The organism is Streptomyces sp. NPDC042100, from assembly GCF_055582325.1.
Genome location: NZ_JBVJDK010000017.1, coordinates 111,096 through 133,755, shown reverse-complemented (window position 1 = coordinate 133,755; position 22,660 = coordinate 111,096). Strand labels below are relative to the sequence as shown.

Genomic DNA, 22,660 nt, shown 5'->3' with positions numbered 1-22,660 from the left:
GAATCGCCATGCCGGCCCGGGTGATCGTAGGATTACCTTCGGTACACGAACCCGGGGCAGGTCGCACGCACGGGTATGCCGGGGGCAAGCCGGTTTTCCGTTCGAAGGAGTAGAAACCCCGGACGGGAGCCGTGAAACACGGCATTCTGGCAGGGGTTCGCAGGACGACATCAGGTGGATGGGGGCGTTCCAGTGGGCGGCAACGGCGCGGACGGTACGACGGCCGGCAAGCGCCCGAACGAACAGCTGAGCTCGTGGTTCGTGCGCAGTGGCTGGTCGAAGGGCGAGCTGGCGCGCCAAGTGAACCGCCGGGCCCGCCAGATGGGCGCGCACCACATCTCCACCGACACCTCCCGGGTGCGCCGCTGGCTCGACGGCGAGCAGCCCCGCGAACCCATCCCGCGCATCCTCTCCGAGCTGTTCTCCGAGCGCTTCGGCTCCGTCGTCGCCGTCGAGGACCTCGGCCTGCGCACCGCCCACCAGTCGCCCTCCGTCTCCGGCGTGGACCTGCCCTGGGCCGGCCCCCAGACCGTCTCGCTGCTCAGCGAGTTCTCCCGCAGCGACCTGATGCTCGCCCGCCGGGGCTTCCTCGGCTCCTCGCTCTCGCTCGCCGCCGGGCCCTCGCTCATCGAGCCCATGCAGCGCTGGCTGGTGCCCACCCCGGCCGGCGAGCCGCAGCCCGGACCCGTCTCCGAGGAGCGGCGCGCGCACCGGCTCTCCCCGGTCGAGCTCGACCTGCTGGAGTCCACCACCGCGATGTTCCGCCAGTGGGACGCCCAGTGCGGCGGCGGACTGCGCCGCAAGGCCGTTGTCGGGCAGCTCCACGAGGTCACCGACCTGCTCCAGGAGCCGCAGCCCGCCGCCACCTCCCAGCGCCTCTTCAAGTGCGCCGCCGAGCTGGCCGAGCTGGCCGGCTGGATGAGCTACGACGTGGGCCTCCAGCCCACCGCCCAGAAGTACTTCGTGCTCGCCCTGCACGCCGCCAAGGAAGCCGGCGACAAGCCCCTCGGCTCGTACATCCTGTCCTCGATGAGCCGCCAGATGATCCACCTCGGCAGACCCGACGACGCGCTCGAACTCATCCACCTCGCCCAGTACGGCAGTCGGGACTGCGCCACCCCCCGCACCCAGGCCATGCTGTATGCGATGGAGGCCCGCGCCTACGCCAACATGGGCCAGCCCTCCAAGTGCAAGCGGGCCGTGCGGATGGCCGAGGACACCTTCTCCGACGTCGGCCTCGACGGCGAGCCCGAGCCCGACTGGATCCGCTTCTTCTCCGAGGCCGAGCTCAACGGCGAGAACTCCCACTCCTACCGCGACCTCGCCTACGTCGCCGGCCGCTCCCCGACCTACGCCTCGCTCGCCGAGCCCGTCATGGAGCGGGCCGTCGACCTCTTCGAGAAGGACCCCGAGCACCAGCGCAGCTACGCCCTCAACCTCGTCGGCATGGCCACCGTCCACCTCCTCAAGCGCGAGCCCGAGCAGTCCGTCGTCCTCGCCGAGAAGGCCCTGGGCGTCGCCCGCAAGGTCCGCTCCGAGCGGGTGAACACCCGGCTCCGCAAGACCGTCGACACCGCCGCCCGCGACTTCGGCGACGTCGCCGAGGTCCGCCACCTCACCGACCGGCTCACCGCGCTGCTCCCCGAGACCGCCGAGGCCGTCTGAGCCCCGCCCCGCAGGACCCCACCGACCCCGGCCGCGCCGGCCGTCCCGTACAACCCGACTCGGCTCCCCCGCCGCAAGGTCATACGGACGCCGGCGCGGCCGGCCCGTCTTCCGGTCCCGGCCGCCCCGGAAGGGCCCGGCCCGCGCCGGAGGGTACGCCCGTAACCGGACCGTGACTCCGGCGTTCACGGTCGCGTAACACTCCCCGACCCTTCGTCACCGCGGCGAAACATCGAGCGGCATCGGCGGAAACCGGCCTGCGCGAATCTCTGGCGCATAACCGGCCACCCCTCACGGCCAAGCCGCTCCGGCCCCGCCCCGCACAGGCCTTTCGACGACGAGGAGACGCCGATGGCATCAGCCATCACGACCCTGGCGGCAGACGCGCCCGCGCTGTCCGCCGCCAACACCGGGTTCATGCTCATCTGCTCCGCCCTGGTCATGCTGATGACCCCGGCCCTCGCCTTCTTCTACGGAGGCATGGTCCGCGTCAAGTCCACCCTCAACATGCTGATGATGAGCTTCATCAGCCTCGGGATCGTCACGATCCTGTGGGTGCTCTACGGCTTCAGCATCGCCTTCGGCACCGACTCCGCCTCGCTCGTCGGCTGGTCCTCCGACTACGTCGGCCTCAGCGGCATCGGCCTCACCGAACTCTGGGACGGCTACACCATCCCGGTGTACGTCTTCGCCGTCTTCCAGCTCATGTTCGCCATCATCACCCCCGCCCTGATCAGCGGCGCCCTCGCCGACCGGGTGAAGTTCACCGCCTGGGCCCTCTTCATCACCCTCTGGGTCACGGTCGTCTACTTCCCCGTCGCCCACTGGGTCTGGGGCTCCGGCGGCTGGCTCTTCGAGATGGGCGTCATCGACTTCGCCGGCGGCACCGCCGTCCACATCAACGCGGGCGCGGCCGCTCTCGGCGTCATCCTCGTCATCGGCAAGCGCGTCGGCTTCAAGAAGGACCCGATGCGCCCGCACAGCCTCCCGCTGGTCATGCTCGGCGCCGGACTGCTGTGGTTCGGCTGGTTCGGCTTCAACGCCGGCTCCTGGCTCGGCAACGACGACGGCGTCGGCGCCGTGATGTTCGTCAACACCCAGGTCGCCACCGCCGCCGCCATGCTCGCCTGGCTCGCCTACGAGAAGCTCCGGCACGGCTCCTTCACCACCCTCGGCGCCGCCTCCGGCGCGGTCGCCGGCCTCGTCGCCATCACCCCCTCCGGCGGCTCCTGCTCCCCGCTCGGCGCCATCGCCATCGGCGCCGTCGCCGGCCTCCTGTGCGCCATGGCCGTCGGCCTCAAGTACAGGTTCGGCTACGACGACTCCCTCGACGTCGTCGGCGTCCACCTCGTCGGCGGCGTCGCCGGCTCCCTCCTCGTCGGCCTCTTCGCCACCGGCGGCGTCCAGTCCGACGCCAAGGGCCTCTTCTACGGCGGCAACCTCGACCAGCTCGGCAAGCAGGCCGTCGGCGTCTTCTCCGTCCTCGCCTACTCTCTGATCGCCTCCGCGGTCCTCGCCCTGATCATCGACAAGACGATGGGGATGCGGGTCGCCGAGGACGACGAGATCTCCGGCATCGACCAGGTCGAGCACGCCGAGACCGCGTACGACTTCAGCGGAGCGGGCGGCGGCAGCTCCTCGCGCAGCACCGCCGTGGCCGCCCCCGCCGCGGCGGAGAACAAGAAGGTGGACGCATGAAGCTCATCACCGCGGTCGTGAAGCCGCACCGGCTCGACGAGATCAAGGACGCCCTCCAGGCCTTCGGCGTCCACGGCCTCACCGTCACCGAGGCCAGCGGCTACGGCCGCCAGCGCGGCCACACCGAGGTCTACCGGGGCGCCGAGTACACCGTCGACCTCGTCCCCAAGATCCGCATCGAGGTCCTGGTGGAGGACGAGGACGCCGAACAGCTCATCGACGTCGTCGTCAAGGCCGCCCGCACCGGCAAGATCGGTGACGGCAAGGTGTGGAGCGTCCCGGTCGAGACCGCCGTACGGGTCCGGACCGGCGAACGCGGTCCGGACGCCCTGTAGGACGACCGGACGACGAAGCGAAGGAGCCGCCGGGTGACCAGCCTCGACCTCAACACGGAAACCGACGACACGGGACCCGGCGGCTACGCGGCGGCCCGGCTGCGCCTTCTCACCGAGAAGACGCGGTCCGGGCCGCCGCGCCGTGCCGGGCTCTCCCGCCTCACCGACGCCTGGCTGGCCGCCCTCCTCGACGCCGGCCTCGCCGCCGCCGGGCGCCCGCCCCGTGGCGTCGCCCTCGTCGCCGTCGGCGGCTACGGACGCGGCGAACTCTCCCCCCGCAGCGACCTCGACCTGCTGCTCCTGCACGACGGCAGTGCCGAGCCCGGCGCCGTCGCCACCCTCGCCGACCGGATCTGGTACCCGGTCTGGGACCTCGGCCTCGCCCTCGACCACTCCGTCCGCACCCCCGCCGAGGCCCGCACGGCCGCCGCCGACGACCTCAAGGTCCAGCTCGGGCTGCTCGACGCCCGGCCCGTCGCCGGGGACGCGGGCCTCGTCACTGCCCTGCGCACCACCGTCCTCGCCGACTGGCGCAACCAGGCCGCCCGGCGGCTTCCCGAACTCGACGCCCTCTGCCGGGAGCGCGCCGAACGCAGCGGCGAGCTCCAGTACCTCCTCGAACCCGACCTCAAGGAGGCCCGCGGCGGACTGCGCGACACCCAGGCCCTGCGCGCCGTCGCCGCCTCCTGGCTCGCCGACGCCCCCCGCGAAGGGCTCGACGAGGCCCGCCGCCGCCTCCTCGACGCCCGCGACGCCCTCCACCTCGCCACCGGCCGCGCCACCGACCGCCTCGCCCTCCAGGAACAGGACGCCGTCGCCGCCGAACTCGGCCTCCTCGACGCCGACACGCTGCTCCGCGAGGTGTACGAGGCCGCCCGCACCGTCTCGTACGCCTCCGACGTCACCTGGCGCGAGGTCAACCGGGTCCTCAAGGCCCGCGCCGGACGCCCCCGGCTGCGCGGCCTGCTCGGCGGGCGCGGGGCGCGGCCCGGCACCGGACGGCCCGGCGGCGGGAAAGCCGGGGCCGCCGAGCGCACCCCGCTCGCCGAAGGGGTCGTCGAGATGGACGGCGAGGTCGTCCTCGCCCTCGGCGCCCGCCCCGAACGCGACCCCGTCCTCCCGCTGCGAGCCGCGGCCGCCGCCGCCCAGGCCGGGCTGCCGCTCTCCCCGCACGCCGTCCGCCGCCTCGCCGCCACCGCCGCGCCGCTGCCCGCCCCCTGGCCCGCCGAGGCCCGCGAGGAGCTCGTCACCCTGCTCGGCGCGGGCGAGCCCACCGTCCCCGTCTGGGAGGCCCTGGAGGCCGAGGGACTGGTCACCCGGCTGCTGCCCGACTGGGAGCGGGTCCGCTGCCGCCCCCAGCGCAACCCCGTCCACACCTGGACCGTCGACCGGCACCTCGTCGAGACCGCCGTCCGCGCCGCCTCCCTCACCCGCCGGGTCCACCGCCCCGACCTGCTGCTCGTCGCCGCCCTCCTGCACGACATCGGCAAGGGCTGGCCCGGCGACCACGCCGTCGCCGGGGAGACCATTGCCCGCGACGTCGCCGCCCGGATCGGCTTCGACGCCGCCGACGCCGCCGTCCTCGCCACCGTCGTCCGCCACCACCTGCTGCTCGTCGAGACCGCCACCCGGCGCGACCTCGACGACCCCGCCACCGTCGAGTCCGTCGCCGCCGCCGTCGGCACCCTCGGCGCCCTGGAGCTCCTGCACGCCCTCACCGAGGCCGACGCCCTCGCCACCGGCCCCGCCGCCTGGTCCACCTGGCGCGCCACCCTCGTCGCCGACCTCGTCAAACGCGTCACCGGCGTGCTCGCGGGGGAGGAGCCGCCCGACCCCGAGGCCGCCGCGCCCAGCGCCGAACAGGAACGGCTCGCCATCGAGGCGCTGCGCACCGGCGACCCCGTCCTCGCCCTGCGCACCGAGCCCGTCGTCGCCGGGCCCGGGGAGCCCGAGCCGGTCGGCGTCGAACTCCTCGTCGCCCTGCCCGAACGCCCCGGCGTGCTGCCCGCCGTCGCCGGCGTCCTCGCCCTGCACCGGCTCACCGTCCGCGCCGCCGAACTGCGCGCCGTCGCCCTGCCCGCCGAGCTCGGCAAGGGGCCCGTCCTCGTCCTCGACTGGCGGGTCGCCGCCGCGTACGGCTCGCTGCCCGAGGCCCACCGGCTCCGCGCCGACCTCGTCCGCGCCCTGGACGGCTCCCTCGACGTGCCCGCCCGGCTCGCCGAGCGGGACGCCGCCTACCCGCGCCGCCGCGGGGTCACCGCCCCGCCGCCCCGGGTCACCGTCGCCGCCGCCGGCTCCCGGCTCGCCACCGTCCTGGAGGTCCGCGCCCAGGACGCCCCGGGCCTGCTCCACCGCATCGGGCGCGCCCTGGAGGGCGCCGAGGTCCGCGTCCGCAGCGCCCATGTCTCGACCCTGGGCGCCAACGCCGTCGACACCCTGTACGTGACCAGGCCGGACGGCTCGCTGCTCGGCTCGGAGGAGGCGGCGGGGCTGGCGAAGACCCTGGAGGAGGCGCTGCGCTGAACGTTCCGGGCGCCCGGATCCGTACCGCACGGGGCCGGGCGCTCCCGACGTCCCTGCCGTCTCCGCCCCCGGGCCGGATACCCTTGGGTGACTGCCCGCCCCGACCCGAGGAATCGCGACCACCGTGTTCGATACGCTTTCCGACCGCCTCAGCGCGACTTTCAAGTCCCTCCGGGGTAAAGGCCGCCTCTCCGAGCAGGACATCGACAGCGCGGCCCGGGAAATCCGTATCGCCCTCCTCGAGGCCGATGTCGCCCTGCCCGTCGTCCGCGCGTTCATCAAGAACGTCAAGGAGCGGGCCGCCGGTGCCGAGGTCTCCAAGGCGCTGAACCCGTCGCAGCAGGTCATCAAGATCGTCAACGAGGAGCTCGTCGGCATCCTCGGTGGCGAGACCCGCCGCCTGCGGTTCGCCAAGACCGCGCCGACCGTGATCATGCTCGCCGGTCTGCAGGGTGCGGGCAAGACCACCCTCGCCGGAAAGCTCGGTCTCTGGCTCAAGGGCCAGGGCCACTCCCCGCTGCTCGTCGCCTGTGACCTCCAGCGCCCCAACGCCGTCACCCAGCTCTCGGTCGTCGCCGACCGCGCGGGCGTCGGTTTCTACGGCCCGCAGCCCGGCAACGGGGTGGGCGACCCGGTCCAGGTCGCCAAGGACTCGATCGAGTACGCGCGCGGCAAGCAGTACGACATCGTCATCGTCGACACCGCCGGCCGCCTCGGCATCGACCAGGAGCTGATGCGGCAGGCCGCGGACATCAGGGACGCGACCTCGCCCGACGAGATCCTCTTCGTCGTCGACGCGATGATCGGTCAGGACGCTGTCAACACGGCCGAGGCCTTCCGTGACGGCGTCGGCTTCGACGGCGTGGTGCTGTCCAAGCTGGACGGCGACGCCCGCGGTGGCGCGGCGCTCTCCATCGCGCACGTCACCGGCAAGCAGATCATGTTCGCCTCCAACGGCGAGAAGCTGGACGACTTCGACGCGTTCCACCCGGACCGCATGGCGTCCCGCATCCTCGGGATGGGCGACATCATGTCGCTCATCGAGAAGGCCGAGCAGACCTTCAGCCAGGAAGAGGCCGCCAAGATGGCCTCCAAGCTGGCGTCCAAGAAGGGCCAGGAGTTCACGCTCGACGACTTCATGGCGCAGATGGAGCAGGTCCGCAAGATGGGCTCCATCTCCAAGCTCCTCGGGATGCTCCCCGGCATGGGGCAGATGAAGGAGCAGATCGCCAACATCGACGAGCGCGAGGTCGACCGCGTCGGCGCCATCATCAAGTCGATGACCCCGGCCGAGCGCCAGGACCCCACGATCATCAACGGCTCGCGCCGCGCCCGTATCGCCAAGGGTTCCGGCGTCGAGGTCAGCGCGGTCAAGGGCCTGGTCGAGCGGTTCTTCGAGGCCCGCAAGATGATGTCCCGCATGGCCCAGGGCGGCGGGATGCCGGGCATGCCCGGGATGCCCGGCATGGGCGGCGGCCCCGGCCGGCAGAAGAAGCAGGTCAAGCAGGCCAAGGGCAAGCGCAAGAGCGGCAACCCGATGAAGCGCAAGGCCGACGAGCAGGCCGCCGCCGAGCGCCGCGAGCAGGCCCAGTCCGGCGGCGCCTTCGGGCTGCCGGCGGCGGGCCAGGGCCCGGCCGACTTCGAGCTGCCCGACGAGTTCAAGAAGTTCATGGGCTGAGTGCCCCCAGAGGAAGGGCCCGGGACGGTGCGAAACCGCCGCGGGCCCTTTTTCATCCCCCCGGGCCACCCGTAATGCCGGGAATGACCCGCTCTTCGATACTGGGGCCACTGCCCGCCCCGAGGAGAGCACGTGGCCAACCCCGTACCCCCGCGCGACCGGACCGACCAGCCCTGGCGCTCGGAAGGGGCCCCGCCCACCCCGCCGCCGAAGAAGCGGATGCCCGGCGGCTGGGGCAGCCTCATCCTCACCGCGCTCGCCGTCTACCTGATCACCAACCTGGTGCTCGGCTTCTTCAACGAGGGCGACGGCCCGACGATCTCGTACACCGAGTTCGACAAGCAGGTCGCGGCCGGCAACGTCACCAAGATCTACTCCAAGGGCGACGCCATCCAGGGGCAGCTGAAGAACAAGCAGCCCGTCCCCGACGGCGAGGGCGACTACACCAAGTTCCAGACCCAGCGCCCCGCCTTCGCCGACGACGACCTGTGGGCGCAGCTCACCAAGCAGAACGTCACCGTCACCGCCAAACCGGTCGTCGAGGAGCGCAGCTTCCTCGCCAACCTGCTCCTCTCCCTCGCCCCCATGCTGCTGCTCGTCGTCCTGTGGGTGTTCATCGCCCGCCGGATGAGCGCCGGCATGGGCGGCGCCGGCGGGATGCTCGGCCGCAAGGCCCCGCCCAAGCCCGTCGAACTGGAAGGCGCCAAGCGCACCACCTTCGCCGACGTCGCCGGCATCGACGAGGTCGAGGGCGAGCTCAACGACGTCGTCGACTTCCTCAAGAACCCCGGCGCCTACCGCGCCATGGGCGCCAAGATGCCCCGCGGCGTCCTCCTCGCCGGACCGCCCGGAACGGGCAAGACGCTGCTCGCCCGCGCGGTCGCGGGGGAGGCCGGCGTGCCCTTCTTCTCCGCCTCCGCCTCCGAGTTCATCGAGATGATCGTCGGCGTCGGCGCCTCCCGCGTCCGCGAACTCTTCGCCGAGGCCCGCAAGGTCGCTCCCGCGATCATCTTCATCGACGAGATCGACACCATCGGGCGGGCCCGCGGCGGCGGCGCCGGCATGGGCGGCCACGACGAGCGCGAGCAGACGCTCAACCAGATCCTCACCGAGATGGACGGCTTCACCGGCTCCGAGGGCGTCATCGTCATCGCCGCCACCAACCGGGCCGACGTCCTCGACCCCGCCCTCACCCGCCCCGGCCGCTTCGACCGGGTCGTGCACGTCAACCCGCCCGACCGAGGGGGCCGCGAGGCCATCCTGAAGATCCACACCCGGGAGATCCCGCTCGCCCAGAACGTGGACCTCGCACAGGTCGCCAGGACCACCCCCGGCATGACGGGCGCCGAACTCGCCAACCTCGCCAACGAGGCCGCCCTGCTCGCCGTCAAGCGCCAGCAGAAGGCCGTCACCCAGACCGACCTCTCCGACGCCCTGGAGAAGGTCCAGCTCGGCGCCGAACGGCCGCTGGTCATGCCCGCCGAGGAACGCCGCCGCACCGCCTACCACGAGAGCGGCCACGCCCTGCTCGGGATGCTCCAGCCCGGCGCCGACCCCGTCCGCAAGATCACCATCGTCCCGCGCGGGCGCGCCCTCGGCGTCACCCTCTCGACCCCCGACGCCGACAAGTACGCCTACACCGAGGAGTACCTGCGCGGCCGGATCATCGGCGCCCTCGGCGGCATGGCCGCCGAACAGGTCGTCTACGGCGTCATCACCACCGGCGCCGAGAGCGACCTGGAGCAGGTCACCAACATCGCGCGCGGGATGGCGGGCCGCTGGGGCATGAGCGAACGCGTCGGCCGGCTCACCGCCATCCCCGCCGACGCCCAGCAGGCGTACGGACTCTCCGCCGCGGCCGCCACCCTCGACACCGTCGACGCGGAGATGCGCCGTATCGTCGACGAGTGCTACGAGAGCGCCCTGCGCCTGCTCCGCGAGCACCGCGACAAGCTGGACGCCCTCGCCGAGGCGCTCCTCGCCAACGAGACCCTGGAGGAGGACGCGGCCTACCGGGCGGCCGGCATCCCGCGCCTCAAGAAGGAGCAGTAGCCCTCCCGCGCGGGGCGCCCCCGGGCGGCCCTACGGCAGCCGGGCGACCACGTACCGGAAGTCGTTCGGCATCCACACGGTGCCGTCCGCGCGGGCGTACGGCTCCAGCACCTCCAGGAGCTCCTTCTCCACCCGCTCCGGGGCGGCCTCCCGCACCGCCGCGTCGAAGTCGCCGGTCGACAGCAGCCCGCGCACCGCGCTGTCCCGGCTCGCGTAGCCGAACGGGCACGCCACCCGGCCCGAGCCCTCCCAGCGCAGCCCCGCCGCCGCGACGAAGCCGTCCAGGTCCTCGCGCTCCGGCGGACGCCGGCCGGTCAGCCGCGCCGCGACCCGCAGCACCGACGCCGTGGCGCAGCGCTCCGGCGGACCCCAGCCCGCCACCACGACCGCCGCGCCCGGCTGCGCCGGAAGGGTGAGGCCGCCCGCCCGCGCGGAGAGCGTCCCCGTCCCGTGGAAGGCCGTGATCACGTCGAACGGAGCTCCCCTCGGCGGCCCGGCCGCGCTCACCGTGCCCTCCGGCAGGCGCTCGCGCGCCAGCGCCAGGCGCGCGAGGTCCTCGTCCACGCCGGCCACCCGCGCGCCGCGCGCCGCCGCCATCAGGAGGGCCAGCCCGGAGCCGCAGCGCAGGCCGAGCACCGAGGAGCGGGCGTCCACGCCGAGCCGGTCGTACACCGCCTCGTAGAGCGGTGCGAGCATCCGTTCCTGGATCTCGGCCCAGTCGCGCGCGGGGTGGTGCGGGACGAGCGTAGGTGTCATGGAAAGCGCCCCAATCGGTGCCTGGACGACAACCCCCCGTAGTCAGGGAACTGCGCATCCAGGCGCGCGTCCAGTGCTCGCGCCGTACGACTTCCGGACAGGGCCGGGAGCGCTTTCGCGACGGACGGGGGCCGGTGCCCGACTTCGGGCAGCGGCCCGGTACTGTCCCTCCCACCGGGCCCCCGCGCGCGTGCCGATACCGTGCGCCGGGGCGTATGCGCCGCTACGCACCGGCTTGACGGGCCTTGGCGGGCAAGCAGGGCAACTGACGGGTACGTGCAAAATATTTGGGATGCCCCGGAATGGAACCCGGAAGGGATCCGGCTCGTTGTACCCGACGTGAGCACGACACCCCCTGTTCTCGCCGCAGAGCTGGCACAGGCGTGGGCCGACATTCAGCGGTACCACCCCGAGCTGCCCGACCTTGCCGCGCCCGAGTCCCTGATCGGTGAGTCCTCGTCCGCCTGTGGCGCCGAGCTCTCCTTCGAGCGACTGCTCCACGAGGCAGTCCACGGCATCGCCGCCGCCCGAGGTGTCCGCGACACCTCCCGGGCCGGCCGCTACCACAACCGCAGATTCCTCGCGATCGCCGAGGAGCTGGGCCTCGACCATCCCGAGGAGCCGCACGCCAGCAGCGGCTTCTCCCTGGTCACGCTGAACGCGGAGGCCAAGCGCCGCTACCGGCCCACCATGGAGCGCCTCCAGCGCGCGCTCAAGGCGCACACGGTCGCGACCGCCGCCGACACCAAGCGCTCCTTCCGCGGACCGGCCGCCCGGCACGGCTCCTCGGGCGGCGGCGTACGGGTCAAGGCCGTCTGCGACTGCGGGCGCAACGTGCGCGTGGTCCCGTCCGTGCTCGCCCAGGCGCCGATCGTCTGCGGCGGCTGCGGCAAGCCCTTCCGCATCCCGGAAGCCGTGGGCGCCGCGAGCTGACCTCGCGGTCTGTGGCACAATAGTCAGCTGTACTCGACAGTCGCACAGGACCCCTCTCTCCTCCGGCTGACGCGTCCTCCGGGCCCCTCGGGTTCCGCAACCCCACGTGGCATCCGCAGGTGCCCCACCACGTCAAGACCAGGAGACACCACTCCAGTGGCAGTCAAGATCAAGCTCAAGCGCCTCGGCAAGATCCGCCAGCCGCACTACCGCATCGTCGTCGCCGACTCGCGCACCCGTCGTGACGGTCGCGCGATCGAGGAGATCGGCCTCTACCACCCGACGTACAACCCGTCGCGTATCGAGGTCGACTCTGAGCGCGCGCAGTACTGGCTGTCCGTCGGCGCCCAGCCGACCGAGCCGGTTCTCGCCATCCTGAAGCTCACCGGTGACTGGCAGAAGGCCAAGGGCCTGCCGGCTCCGGAGAAGCCGCTGCTCGCCCCGGCGACCAAGGAAGCCAAGCGCGCCACGTTCGACGAGTTCGCCAAGGCCCTCGAGGGCGGCGACGCCAAGGGTGAGGCCATCACCCCGAAGGCCAAGAAGGCTGACAAGAAGGCGGACGAGGCCGAGGCCGAGTCCACCGAGTCGACCGAGGCCTGACATGCTCGAGGAGGCTCTCGAGCACCTCGTGAAGGGCATCGTCGACAACCCCGACGATGTGCAGGTCGCCTCGCGCAACCTGCGTCGCGGCCGTGTGCTCGAGGTTCGGGTCCATCCCGATGACCTCGGCAAGGTGATCGGCCGCAACGGCCGCACCGCGCGTGCGCTGCGTACCGTCGTGGGCGCCATCGGCGGCCGTGGCATCCGCGTCGACCTCGTCGACGTGGACCAGGTGCGCTGAGAAGAGAACACCGGCACGGGCCGGGGAGGGCCTAGCGCCCGCCCCGGCCCGTTGTCGTTGGCACGACAGGTGCCACGGGCGCCACAGGCACGACAGGCACGACAGGCACGACAGGCACGGACAAGCACAGACAGGAGAGAGTGGAGAAGTGCAGCTGGTAGTCGCGCGGATCGGCCGCGCCCACGGGATCAAGGGCGAGGTCACCGTCGAAGTGCGGACCGACGAGCCCGAGCTGAGGCTCGGCCCCGGAGCCGTCCTGCTCACCGATCCGGCCGCCACCGGGCCGCTCACCATCGAGACCGGCCGGGTGCACAGCGGCCGTCTCCTGCTGCGCTTCGAGGGCGTCAAGGACCGCACCGCGGCCGAGGCCCTGCGCAACACCCTCCTCATCGCCGAGATCGACCCGGAGGAGCTGCCGGAGGAGGAGGACGAGTACTACGACCACCAGCTCATGGACCTCGACGTCGTCCTCGCCGACGGCACCGAGGTCGGCGTGATCACCGAGATCTCCCACCTGCCCTCCCAGGACCTCTTCATCGTGGAGCGGCCCGACGGCAGCGAGGTGATGATCCCGTTCGTCTCCGAGATCGTCACCGAGATCGACCTGGAGAACCAGCGGGCCGTGATCGTCCCGCCGCCCGGCCTGATCGACGACCGCGCGGAGGTCGCCTCCAGCCGCGAGGACGCCGAGGGGTCCGAGGGGCCCGAGGGGTCTGGCGCCGACGCGTCCGACGAGTCCGGGGACCGCGCATGAGGCTCGACGTCGTCACGATCTTCCCCGAGTACCTCGAACCGCTGAACGTCTCGCTGGTCGGCAAGGCCCGCGCCAACGGCAGGCTGGACGTGCACGTCCACCACCTGCGCGACTGGACCTACGACCGGCACAACACCGTCGACGACACCCCGTACGGCGGCGGCCCCGGCATGGTCATGAAGACCGACCCTTGGGGCGACGCGCTCGACCAGACCCTCGCCGACGGCTACGAGGCCGGCGCCCGCGGCCCGGTCCTCGTCGTGCCCACCCCCAGCGGGCGGCCCTTCACCCAGGAGCTCGCCGTCGAGCTCTCCGAGCGGCCCTGGCTGGTCTTCACCCCGGCCCGCTACGAGGGCATCGACCGGCGCGTCATCGACGAGTACGCCACCCGGATGCCCGTCTACGAGGTCTCCATCGGCGACTACGTGCTGGCCGGCGGCGAGGCCGCCGTACTGGTGGTCACCGAGGCCGTCGCCCGGCTGCTGCCCGGCGTCCTCGGTAACGCCGAGTCGCACCGGGACGACTCCTTCGCCCCCGGCGCCATGGCCAACCTGCTGGAGGGGCCCGTCTACACCAAGCCCCCCGAGTGGCGCGGCCGGGGCATCCCGGACGTCCTGCTCAGCGGGCACCACGGGAAGATCGCGCGCTGGCGGCGCGACGAGGCCTTCCGGCGCACCGCCGCCAACCGGCCGGACCTGATCGAGCGCTGCGACCCCGCCGCCTTCGACAAGAAGGACCGCGAGATCCTCTCGATGATGGGCTGGGCCCCCGAGCCCGGCGGCCGATTTTGGCGCAGGCCCCAGGCCGTGGAAGAATAGGCCGCTGTCGTACGTCCGGCGCGCGCCCCTGCCACAGGGGGACGACGCCCGCCAGAGACGCGCGACGCTCTCCATTCGTTCGTACGTACCGCTGATGACCTGTGGCATCAGCGAGGAAAGAGACCTCCATGGCCTCCCTGCTCGACCAGGTCAACGCCGGTTCGCTGCGTTCCGACGTTCCCGCCTTCCGTCCCGGTGACACCGTGAACGTCCACGTTCGCGTCATCGAGGGCAACCGCTCGCGTATCCAGCAGTTCAAGGGCGTCGTCATCCGCCGCCAGGGCTCCGGCGTCTCCGAGACCTTCACCGTCCGCAAGGTCTCCTTCTCCGTCGGCGTCGAGCGCACCTTCCCGGTGAACAGCCCGATCTTCGAGAAGATCGAGCTCGTCACCCGCGGTGACGTCCGTCGCGCGAAGCTGTACTACCTCCGTGAGCTGCGCGGCAAGGCCGCGAAGATCAAGGAGAAGCGCGACCGCTGACCCTCGGTCCACAGGGTGGCGGGATAAGCTCTGCCCCCGATGGACACCGAAGCACAGCACACGGAGCGCGACCGCTCCTCCGAGCAGGAGGAGCGGTCGCGCTCCGCGCGCGTTTCCGGGGCCCTCGCGGGCGCCGGCGCGCTCACCTGGCGCCGCACCGGGCTGACCGGCGCCGCCTGTGTGGTCTTCCTGCTGGTCTTCAGCCACTTCGTGCTCCAGCCCTTCCTGATCCCCAGCGGCTCCATGGAGCCCACCCTCCGGGTCGGCGACCGGATCCTGGTGAACAAGCTGGCGTACCGTTTCGGCGACGAGCCGCGCCGCGGTGACGTCGTCGTCTTCGACGGCACCGGCTCCTTCGTACGCGAGGAGCCCGGCGGCAACCCGGTCACCGGGCTGCTGCACGGCGCCGCCGCCGCGCTCGGCCTGGCCGAACCCGCCGAGACCGACTTCGTGAAGCGGGTCGTCGGCACCGGCGGCGACCGGGTGGTCTGCTGCGACAAGGACGGCCGGATCAGCGTCAACGGCGTCCCCGTCCAGGAGCGGTACGTGATGCTGGGCGACCAGCCGTCCAGGGTGCCCTTCGACATCGTCGTGCCGCCCGGCACCCTGTGGGTCATGGGCGACCACCGCAGCCAGTCCAGCGACTCCCGCGACCATCTCGGGCAGCCCGGCGGCGGCATGGTCCCGGTCGACAGGGTGATCGGCCGCGCCGACTGGATCGGCTGGCCCTTCGCCCGCTGGTCCACGGTCCCCGGGACCGACGCCTTCGCGGCCGTGCCCGGCTGGGCGGACGGCGGGCACGGCACGGCAGGCACGCACGGCACGGCAGGCACGCACGGCACGGCAGGCACGGACGGCGGGCACGCGGGGAGCTCCGGGCGCGGCCATGGGTAGGCGGGGCAGGGCGCCCGGCGAGGACCGCCACGGCCCGGTCGCCGAGCCCGCCGGTCCCGACCGCCCCTTCGAGGGGACGGAGGACGGCGGCGGCGCCGCGCCGCCCGGGCGCGCCGAGCGGCGCCGGCTGGCCCGGCGGGTGAAGCGGCGCCGGCAGCGCTCCGCGATCAAGGAGATCCCGCTCCTGGCCACCGTCGCGGTGCTGATCGCGCTGGTCCTCAAGACCTTCCTCGTCCAGGCCTTCGTGATCCCGTCCGGCTCGATGGAGCAGACGATCCGGATCGACGACCGGGTGCTGGTCGACAAGCTCACGCCCTGGTTCGGCTCCCGGCCGCAGCGCGGCGACGTCGTGGTCTTCAAGGACCCGGGCGGCTGGCTCCAGGGCGAGGCCGGGACACCGGCCGACGACCCCGTCGGCGTCAAGCAGGTGAAGCAGGCCCTGACCTTCATCGGGCTGCTGCCCTCCGCCGACGAGCAGGACCTCATCAAACGGGTGGTCGCGGTCGGCGGCGACACGGTGAAGTGCTGCGGCACGGACGGGCGGATCACCGTCAACGGCGTACCGTTGGACGAACCGTATCTGCACCCAGGGAACGCGCCTTCGACGATCCCCTTCGAAGTGAAGGTCCCGCGGGGGAGGATCTTCGTCATGGGCGATCACCGCGCCAACTCGGCCGACTCGCGCTACCACCTCGACGACGAGGACCACGGCACGGTCGCCGAGGACCAGGTCGTGGGCCGCGCCGTCGTCATCGCCTGGCCCGTCGGCCACTGGCGGCGGCTGGAGGAGCGCTCGGTCTTCGCCGACGTCCCCTCCGCGCCCGGAGGCGGCGTGGTGGACGGGGCCGAATCGAGGGGTCTGTCGCATAGTGTGTCCCAGCGCGATCTGAACGGATTGCCCGGGCTCCCGACCCCTGCGGAACTCCCGCTCGTTATGGGAGTGGTGGGCCTGTCCCTGTTCCGGGACGGGCGATTGCACGGATTGAGGAGTGGATGTGGGGGATTTGGCCGTCGGCGCACGATCCGGACACGACGAGCCCGAGAAGAGGCCCGACGGGGCCGCCCATCAGGTGGCGGCCATGACGGATGACTCCTCGGGCCGCCGGGACGCTGACCCGGGCTCCGCACCGGGCCCGGACCAGGGCGCCACCCCGACCGGCGGCACCGCCGACGGATCCGGTGACGGCGGCGCCGGTGACGGCGGCGACGGCGCGGGTCACGGCGGCAGGAAGCCGAAGCCGCAGCGCTCCTTCTGGAAGGAGCTGCCGCTGCTCGTCGGCATCGCGCTGATCCTCGCGCTGCTGATCAAGACCTTCCTGGTGCAGGCGTTCTCGATCCCCTCGGACTCGATGATGAACACCCTGCAGCGCGGTGACCGGGTGCTCGTCGACAAGCTGACCCCGTGGTTCGGCTCGGAGCCGGAGCGCGGCGAGGTCGTCGTCTTCCACGACCCGGGCGGCTGGCTGGAGGAGGGCAAGACGCCCGAGCCCAACGTGGTGCAGAAGGTCCTCAGCTTCATCGGCCTGATGCCGTCCGCCGAGGAGAAGGACCTGATCAAGCGGGTCATCGCGGTCGGCGGCGACACGGTCTCCTGCAAGGAGGGCGGCAAGGTCACCGTCAACGGCAAGGAGCTGGACGAGACGGCGTACCTGTACCCCGGCTCGGTGCCCTGCGAGCCCGTGTTCGGCCCGATCAAGGTCCCCGAGGGCCGCATCTGGGTCATGGGTGACAACCGCCAGAACTCCCTGGACTCCCGTTACCACCAGGAGCTCCCGGGCGGCGGCACCGTCTCCAACGACGAGGTCGTCGGCCGCGCCGTCGTCATCGCCTGGCCGGTGACCCGCTGGGCCACCCTGCCGGTCCCGGCCACCTTCGACCAGCCGGGTCTCAGCCAGGCGCTGGCCGTGGCCCCGGGCGCGGCGGGTGTCGCGGGCGCGCTGCCGCTGGTGCTGTGGCGCCGCAAGAAGCGCGCCGCACGTCATACCGCCGAGTAGTGACCCGCGGGTAGGGTGCCCTCCCGGACCGTCGCACGGACGGTCCGCAGACCCCTGAGGTGCCCATGAGCGTCAAAACGCGTAGCGACGACGGCCGCGGCCGTCTCGGCAGTGTGCTGTCGGGACTGGCCGTGGCCGTCGGCTGTGTGCTCTTCCTCGGCGGCTTCGCGCTCGGCGCCGTGCTCTACCAGCCCTTCACCGTGCCCAGCGACTCCATGACCCCGACCCTCGCGGTCGGCTCCAAGGTGCTCGCGGAGCGGATCGACGGCTCCGAGGTGCGGCGCGGCGACGTCGTCGTCTTCAGGGACCCGCTCTGGGGCGACGTGACCATGGTCAAGCGGGTGGTGGGCGTCGGCGGCGACACCGTCACCGGCAGCGACGACGGCCGGCTGCTGGTCAATGGCAAGCCGGTCGAGGAACCGTATCTGCCGAAGGGGCAGCCCGCCTCGAACTACGCCTTCTCCACCACCCTGCCGCCCGGGAAGCTGTTCCTCCTCGGCGACGAGCGGCGCAACTCGGTGGACTCGCGGGCCCACCTCCAGGACTCCGGGCACGGGGCCGTGCCCGTCTCCGCCGTCGTCGGCCGGGTGGACGCCGTCGCCTGGCCCTCGCCCGTGCTGCTGGAGCGGCCCGCAGGCTTCGCGGCGCTGCCCGGCGGCGTCTCCGCGCCCGGACCGGTCGTGCCGCTCTTCTCCGCGATCGTCGCCGGGTGTGTACTGATCCTGGCCGGCGCCGCGTACGGGCCGCTGGCCCGGCTGGGCGCCCGGAAGGCGGCGCCGGCCGCCGCGAGCGCGAGGGACGGGGCGGGCGTATGAGCGGGGGCCGGGAGGGGCCGGCCGGGCCGGCGGCGGACGCGGCCGAAGGTGCCGCCGAAGGTGCCGCCGGGGGTGCCGCCGGGGGCGTCGCCGAGGGCGTGGAGGCGCGGCGGGTGGCCCGGATCGTGCTGCTCGATCCCGACGACCGCATCCTCCTCGTCCACGGCTTCGAGCCCGCGGACCCGGCGCAGACCTGGTGGTTCACCCCCGGCGGCGGCCTGGAGGGCGACGAGACCAGGGAGCAGGCCGCGCTGCGCGAGCTCGCCGAGGAGACCGGCATCACCGAGGTCGAGCTGGGGCCCGTGCTCTGGCGGCGCTTCTGCTCCTTCCCCTTCGACGGACGGCGCTGGAACCAGGACGAGTGGTACTACCTCGCCCGCACCGCGCGGACCGCCACCCACCTCGCCGGGCTCACCGCGCTGGAGGCCCGCAGCGTCGCGGGCCTGAGGTGGTGGACTTCCGCCGAACTGTCGGCGGCCCGTGAGACGGTGTACCCCGACAGACTGGCCGAGCTGCTGCGCACGCTGCTCGACGAAGGACCTCCCAGCGCGCCGCTCGATCTCGCCCCGGAAATCGTTCAGGGGCTCGTGTGACCGGCGCGCAAGAGGGGGACGCACGGCTGAAGGGGAACATGCCATGAGTGCCGAGGACCTCGAGAAGTACGAGACCGAGATGGAGCTCAAGCTCTACCGGGAGTACCGCGATGTCGTCGGGCTGTTCAAATTCGTGATCGAGACCGAGCGGCGCTTCTACCTCACCAACGACTACGAGATGCAGGTGCACTCGGTCCAGGGCGAGGTGTTCTTCGAGGTCTCGATGGCCGACGCCTGGGTCTGGGACATGTACCGGCCGGCCAGGTTCGTCAAGCAGGTCCGCGTCCTGACCTTCAAGGACGTGAACATCGAGGAGCTCAACAAGAGCGACCTGGAGCTCCCCGGCAGCTGACGGTCCACCAACCCGCTCACCCTCACGAGTGAGCGGGTTGTCCACAGCGGGCCCCTCGTCCACAGCCCCGCACACGGGTCGTGGCCGGTGCGTCACAGTCGGTGCCGGAGGTGGTACCGAATGAACGCGACCCGAGCACTCGGGCGGTACGGGGAAGAGCTCGCCGCCCGCCGGCTGTCCGACACCGGCCTGCGCGTCCTCGCCAGGAACTGGCGCTGCGGCCGGACCGGAGAGATCGACATCGTCGCCCGCCAGGACGACACCCTCGTCGTCTGCGAGGTGAAGACCCGCCGCGAAGGGGTCTTCGAACACCCGATGGCCGCGGTGACCCCGCGCAAGGCCGAGCGGCTGCGGCGGCTCGCCGCCTGCTGGCTCGACCGGCACGGCGGCCCGCCCGGCGGCGGCGTCCGCATCGACCTCGTCGGCGTCCTGCTGCCCCGCCGGGGCGCCCCCGTCCTCACCCACGCGCGGGGGGTGGCCTGATGGGATTCGCCCGCACCTGCTCCGTCGCCCTGGTCGGCGTCGAAGGCGTCGTCGTCGAGGTCCAGGCCGACCTCGAAGCCGGGGTCGCCGCCTTCACCCTCGTCGGACTGCCCGACAAGAGCCTCGTCGAGAGCCGCGACCGGGTCCGCGCCGCCATCGTCAACTCCCAGGCCGAATGGCCCCAGAAGAAGCTCACCGTCGGCCTCAGCCCCGCCTCGGTCCCCAAGGGAGGCTCGGGATTCGACTTGGCCGTGGCGGCCGCGGTCCTCGGCGCCGCCGAGCGCATCGACCCGCGCAGCATCGCCGACCTCGTCCTCATCGGCGAGCTCGGACTCGACGGACGGGTCCGCCCCGTCCGAGGCGTGCTGCCCGCCGTCCTCGCCGCCGCCGAGGCCGGCTACCGGCAGGTCGTCGTCCCCGAACGGACCGCGGGCGAGGCCGCCCTGGTCCCCGGCGTCTCCGTCCTCGGCGTCCGCAGCCTGCGCCAGCTCATCGCCGTCCTAGCCGACGAACCCGTCCCCGACGAGGAGCCGCTGGAGGCCGGCCGGCCCGACCCCATGCTCGCCGGGCTCCTCGTCCCCGGCGCCGGCGTCGGCACCGGACTCGCCGCCGACCCCGCCGACGGCCCCGACCTCGCCGACGTCGCCGGACAGCACCCGGCTCGCCGCGCCCTGGAGATCGCCGCCGCCGGCCGCCACCACCTGCTGCTCTCCGGACCGCCCGGCGCGGGCAAGACCATGCTCGCCGAGCGGCTCCCCGGCATCCTGCCGCCGCTCACCCGCCGGGAATCCCTCGAAGTCACCGCCGTCCACTCGGTCGCCGGGATCCTTCCGCCCGGCGAACCCCTCGTCCACCGCCCGCCCTACTGCGCGCCCCACCACTCCGCGACCATGCAGTCCCTCGTCGGCGGAGGCAACGGACTGCCCCGCCCCGGCGCGGTCTCGCTCGCCCACCGCGGCGTGCTCTTCATGGACGAAGCGCCCGAATTCTCCGCGAAGGCCCTCGACGCCCTGCGCCAGCCCCTGGAGTCCGGGCACGTCGTCGTCGCCCGCGCCGCCGGAGTCGTCCGGCTTCCCGCGCGCTTCCTCCTCGCCCTCGCCGCCAACCCCTGCCCCTGCGGCCGGCACACCCTCCACGGGGCCGGCTGCGAATGCCCCGCATCCGCCGTCCGCCGCTACCAGGCCCGGCTCTCCGGCCCCCTGCTCGACCGCGTCGACCTGCGCGTCGAGGTCGAGCCCGTCACCCGCTCCGACCTCCTCGGCCAAGGCGGCCGGGGTGAGACCAGCGACGCCGTCGCCGACCGCGTCCGCGAGGCCAGGGCCCGCGCCGCCACCCGGCTCGCCGGCACCCCCTGGACCGTCAACAGCGAGGTCCCCGGCCAGGAGCTCCGCACCCGCTACGTCACCGAGCCCGGCGCCCTCGCCGCCGCCGAACGCGACGTCGAGCGGGGCCTGCTCACCGCCCGAGGGCTCGACCGGGTCCTCCGCGTCGCCTGGACCGTCGCCGACCTCGCGGGCCACGACCGGCCCCGCGCCGACGACCTCGCCCTCGCCCTCGAACTGCGCACCGGCATCGCCCGGGGCGTCCCCGCCGGAGCGGGGGAGCGGCGGTGACCGCGCCGCCGGGCGACCGGCTCACCCGCGCCGCCCTCAGCCGGATCGTCGAGCCGGGCGACGAGCACGCCGGCCGCGCCCTGCGCCGCCACGGGCCCGCCGGACTCCTCGGGCTGCTGCGGGCGCCCGGCGGGGCCGGACCCGACGCCTTCCCCGGCACCGGGCCCCGGCGCGTCGAGGGCTGGCGGCACCGGGCCCGCACCGCCGACCCCAGCCGGGACCTCGACCTCGTCGCCCGGATCGGCGGACGCTTCCTCGTCCCCGGCGACCCCGAGTGGCCCCGGCAGCTCGACGACCTGGAGGACGCCCGCCCCGTCGGCCTCTGGGTGCGCGGACCCGCCGACCTGCGCGGCTGGGCGCTGCGCTCCGTCGCCGTCGTCGGCGCCCGCGCCTGCACCCCCTACGGGGCGCACGCCGCCGCCGTCCTCGCCGCCGGGCTCGCCGAGCGCGGCTGGGTCGTCGTCTCCGGAGCGGCGTTCGGCGTGGACGGCGCCGCCCACCGAGGCGCCCTCGGCTCCGGCGGCGCCACCGTCGCCGTCCTCGCCTGCGGCGTCGACGTGCCCTACCCCCGGGGCCACGCCGGACTCATCGGACGCATCGCCGAACAGGGCCTCGTCATCGGCGAGCTCCCGCCCGGCGCCCACCCCACCCGTCCCCGCTTCGTACTGCGCAACCGCGTGATCGCCGCCCTCACCCGCGGCACCGTGGTCGTCGAGGCCGAGTACCGCAGCGGCTCCCTGGTCACCGCCCGCGTCGCGGCCCGGCTCGGCCGGCACACCATGGGCGTCCCGGGACCCGTCACCAGCGGACTCTCCGCCGGGGTCCACGAACTCCTGCGCGGCGAGGCCACCCTGGTCACCGACGCCGCCGAGGTCGTCGAGCTGGTCGGCGCCGTCGGCCAGCTCGCCCCGCCGCGCCGGGGCCCCGTGCTGCCCCGCGACCTGCTCGCCCCCGGTACCGCCCGGGTCCTGGAGGCGCTCCCCGGCCGAAGTCCCGCGGCCCTGTCGGAGATCGCCGTCCGCGCCGGCGCCCACCCCGACCACGCCCTCGCCAAGCTGTACGAACTCCACTCCCTGGGCTTCGTCGAACGGTGTGGGGACGACTGGCAGTTGACGAACACGCGGGGAGAAGGCTCGAACACCCGGCATGGCGGTACTTGACCTGGAGCATTCGGGTGAAAGGGTGCTGAGGATGAGCAATCGAGTTCTCTCGGTCACACCCGAGGGGCCGACGCGCGCCACGGCCCCCGTTCGAAGGTGTGGCCGACGGTGCCCACCCGGACCGGCGCGATCCGCCGACGTTCGCTCACCGCGACAGCCCACTCACGCTACGCTCACGAGGATCCCCCTCCCGACAGACGGAACCGCTCCCCACCCGACAGCAG

General features: G+C 73.2%; 22 protein-coding genes. 21 read left to right on the top strand and 1 reads right to left on the bottom strand.

Annotated features, from left to right (window positions below):
* Positions 1–192: 192 nt before the first annotated feature.
* The 6 genes from nsdA to ftsH all read left to right on the top strand — a co-directional run bounded on the left by nsdA (position 193) and on the right by ftsH (position 9,951).
* A complete protein-coding gene (nsdA, locus tag ACZ6J5_RS31230) occupies positions 193–1,665 on the top strand; it encodes a transcriptional repressor NsdA (RefSeq protein ID WP_469397064.1) in 1,473 nt (490 codons plus the stop codon).
* A gap of 351 nt (positions 1,666–2,016) precedes the next feature.
* A complete protein-coding gene (locus ACZ6J5_RS31225) occupies positions 2,017–3,363 on the top strand; it encodes an ammonium transporter (protein ID WP_469397062.1) in 1,347 nt (448 codons plus the stop codon).
* A complete protein-coding gene (locus tag ACZ6J5_RS31220; RefSeq protein ID WP_329424608.1) occupies positions 3,360–3,698 on the top strand; it encodes a P-II family nitrogen regulator in 339 nt (112 codons plus the stop codon). The genes ACZ6J5_RS31225 and ACZ6J5_RS31220 overlap by 4 nt, the downstream gene beginning before the upstream one ends.
* 33 nt (positions 3,699–3,731) lie before the next feature.
* Positions 3,732–6,221, top strand: a complete 2,490-nt coding sequence (locus tag ACZ6J5_RS31215; RefSeq protein WP_469397060.1) for a [protein-PII] uridylyltransferase — start codon at positions 3,732–3,734, stop codon at positions 6,219–6,221.
* Between the two features lie 124 nt (positions 6,222–6,345).
* The gene (gene ffh / locus ACZ6J5_RS31210) at positions 6,346–7,899 is read left to right on the top strand and encodes a signal recognition particle protein (RefSeq protein ID WP_469397058.1); all 1,554 of its coding nucleotides are present in this window, start codon (positions 6,346–6,348) and stop codon (positions 7,897–7,899) included.
* 132 nt (positions 7,900–8,031) lie between these two features.
* Positions 8,032–9,951 carry an ATP-dependent zinc metalloprotease FtsH gene (gene ftsH / locus ACZ6J5_RS31205; protein ID WP_469397057.1) on the top strand — a complete coding sequence of 640 codons (1,920 nt, stop codon included), beginning with the start codon at positions 8,032–8,034 and terminating at the stop codon, positions 9,949–9,951.
* 30 nt (positions 9,952–9,981) lie between these two features.
* Here the strand turns inward: ftsH and ACZ6J5_RS31200 are convergent, their stop codons facing one another.
* A complete protein-coding gene (locus tag ACZ6J5_RS31200; protein WP_469397055.1) occupies positions 9,982–10,707 on the bottom strand; it encodes a methyltransferase type 11 in 726 nt (241 codons plus the stop codon).
* Positions 10,708–11,046: 339 nt separating this feature from the next.
* Between ACZ6J5_RS31200 and ACZ6J5_RS31195 the strand changes: the two genes are divergently transcribed.
* From ACZ6J5_RS31195 to dprA, 15 genes are all read left to right on the top strand, one after another.
* On the top strand, positions 11,047–11,640 hold the full coding sequence (locus tag ACZ6J5_RS31195) for a hypothetical protein (protein ID WP_362475647.1): 594 nt from the start codon (positions 11,047–11,049) through the stop codon (positions 11,638–11,640).
* Between the two features lie 156 nt (positions 11,641–11,796).
* Positions 11,797–12,240: a 30S ribosomal protein S16 gene (rpsP, locus tag ACZ6J5_RS31190; RefSeq protein ID WP_362475645.1), complete on the top strand. Its 444-nt coding sequence runs from the start codon at positions 11,797–11,799 to the stop codon at positions 12,238–12,240.
* A 1-nt stretch (position 12,241) separates the two neighbouring features.
* Complete coding sequence (locus tag ACZ6J5_RS31185; RefSeq protein WP_005311361.1) at positions 12,242–12,481, top strand: RNA-binding protein; 240 nt, start codon at positions 12,242–12,244, stop codon at positions 12,479–12,481.
* 148 nt (positions 12,482–12,629) lie between these two features.
* Positions 12,630–13,235 (top strand): ribosome maturation factor RimM, encoded by a 606-nt coding sequence (rimM, locus tag ACZ6J5_RS31180; protein WP_469397053.1) that lies wholly within the window; start codon positions 12,630–12,632, stop codon positions 13,233–13,235.
* The gene (gene trmD, locus ACZ6J5_RS31175; protein WP_469397051.1) at positions 13,232–14,053 is read left to right on the top strand and encodes a tRNA (guanosine(37)-N1)-methyltransferase TrmD; all 822 of its coding nucleotides are present in this window, start codon (positions 13,232–13,234) and stop codon (positions 14,051–14,053) included. Before rimM ends, trmD begins: the two co-directional genes overlap by 4 nt.
* A gap of 128 nt (positions 14,054–14,181) precedes the next feature.
* On the top strand, positions 14,182–14,532 hold the full coding sequence (gene rplS / locus ACZ6J5_RS31170) for a 50S ribosomal protein L19 (protein WP_362475639.1): 351 nt from the start codon (positions 14,182–14,184) through the stop codon (positions 14,530–14,532).
* A gap of 39 nt (positions 14,533–14,571) precedes the next feature.
* Positions 14,572–15,426: a signal peptidase I gene (gene lepB, locus ACZ6J5_RS31165; RefSeq protein ID WP_469397049.1), complete on the top strand. Its 855-nt coding sequence runs from the start codon at positions 14,572–14,574 to the stop codon at positions 15,424–15,426.
* The gene (gene lepB / locus ACZ6J5_RS31160) at positions 15,419–16,516 is read left to right on the top strand and encodes a signal peptidase I (RefSeq protein ID WP_469397048.1); all 1,098 of its coding nucleotides are present in this window, start codon (positions 15,419–15,421) and stop codon (positions 16,514–16,516) included. Before lepB (ACZ6J5_RS31165) ends, lepB (ACZ6J5_RS31160) begins: the two co-directional genes overlap by 8 nt.
* Positions 16,431–17,420 (top strand): signal peptidase I, encoded by a 990-nt coding sequence (lepB, locus tag ACZ6J5_RS31155; protein ID WP_469397099.1) that lies wholly within the window; start codon positions 16,431–16,433, stop codon positions 17,418–17,420. Before lepB (ACZ6J5_RS31160) ends, lepB (ACZ6J5_RS31155) begins: the two co-directional genes overlap by 86 nt.
* 65 nt (positions 17,421–17,485) lie before the next feature.
* A complete protein-coding gene (gene lepB, locus ACZ6J5_RS31150) occupies positions 17,486–18,235 on the top strand; it encodes a signal peptidase I (RefSeq protein WP_469397046.1) in 750 nt (249 codons plus the stop codon).
* Complete coding sequence (locus ACZ6J5_RS31145; RefSeq protein WP_469397044.1) at positions 18,232–18,828, top strand: NUDIX hydrolase; 597 nt, start codon at positions 18,232–18,234, stop codon at positions 18,826–18,828. Before lepB (ACZ6J5_RS31150) ends, ACZ6J5_RS31145 begins: the two co-directional genes overlap by 4 nt.
* A 43-nt stretch (positions 18,829–18,871) precedes the next feature.
* Positions 18,872–19,180 carry a DUF2469 domain-containing protein gene (locus ACZ6J5_RS31140; protein ID WP_056791138.1) on the top strand — a complete coding sequence of 103 codons (309 nt, stop codon included), beginning with the start codon at positions 18,872–18,874 and terminating at the stop codon, positions 19,178–19,180.
* 120 nt (positions 19,181–19,300) lie between these two features.
* Positions 19,301–19,663, top strand: a complete 363-nt coding sequence (locus ACZ6J5_RS31135) for a YraN family protein (RefSeq protein WP_469397043.1) — start codon at positions 19,301–19,303, stop codon at positions 19,661–19,663.
* Entirely contained in the window at positions 19,663–21,276 is a 1,614-nt protein-coding gene (locus ACZ6J5_RS31130; RefSeq protein ID WP_469397041.1) for a YifB family Mg chelatase-like AAA ATPase, read from the top strand. Before ACZ6J5_RS31135 ends, ACZ6J5_RS31130 begins: the two co-directional genes overlap by 1 nt.
* Positions 21,273–22,436 (top strand): DNA-processing protein DprA, encoded by a 1,164-nt coding sequence (gene dprA / locus ACZ6J5_RS31125; RefSeq protein ID WP_469397039.1) that lies wholly within the window; start codon positions 21,273–21,275, stop codon positions 22,434–22,436. The genes ACZ6J5_RS31130 and dprA overlap by 4 nt, the downstream gene beginning before the upstream one ends.
* Positions 22,437–22,660: the final 224 nt, after the last annotated feature.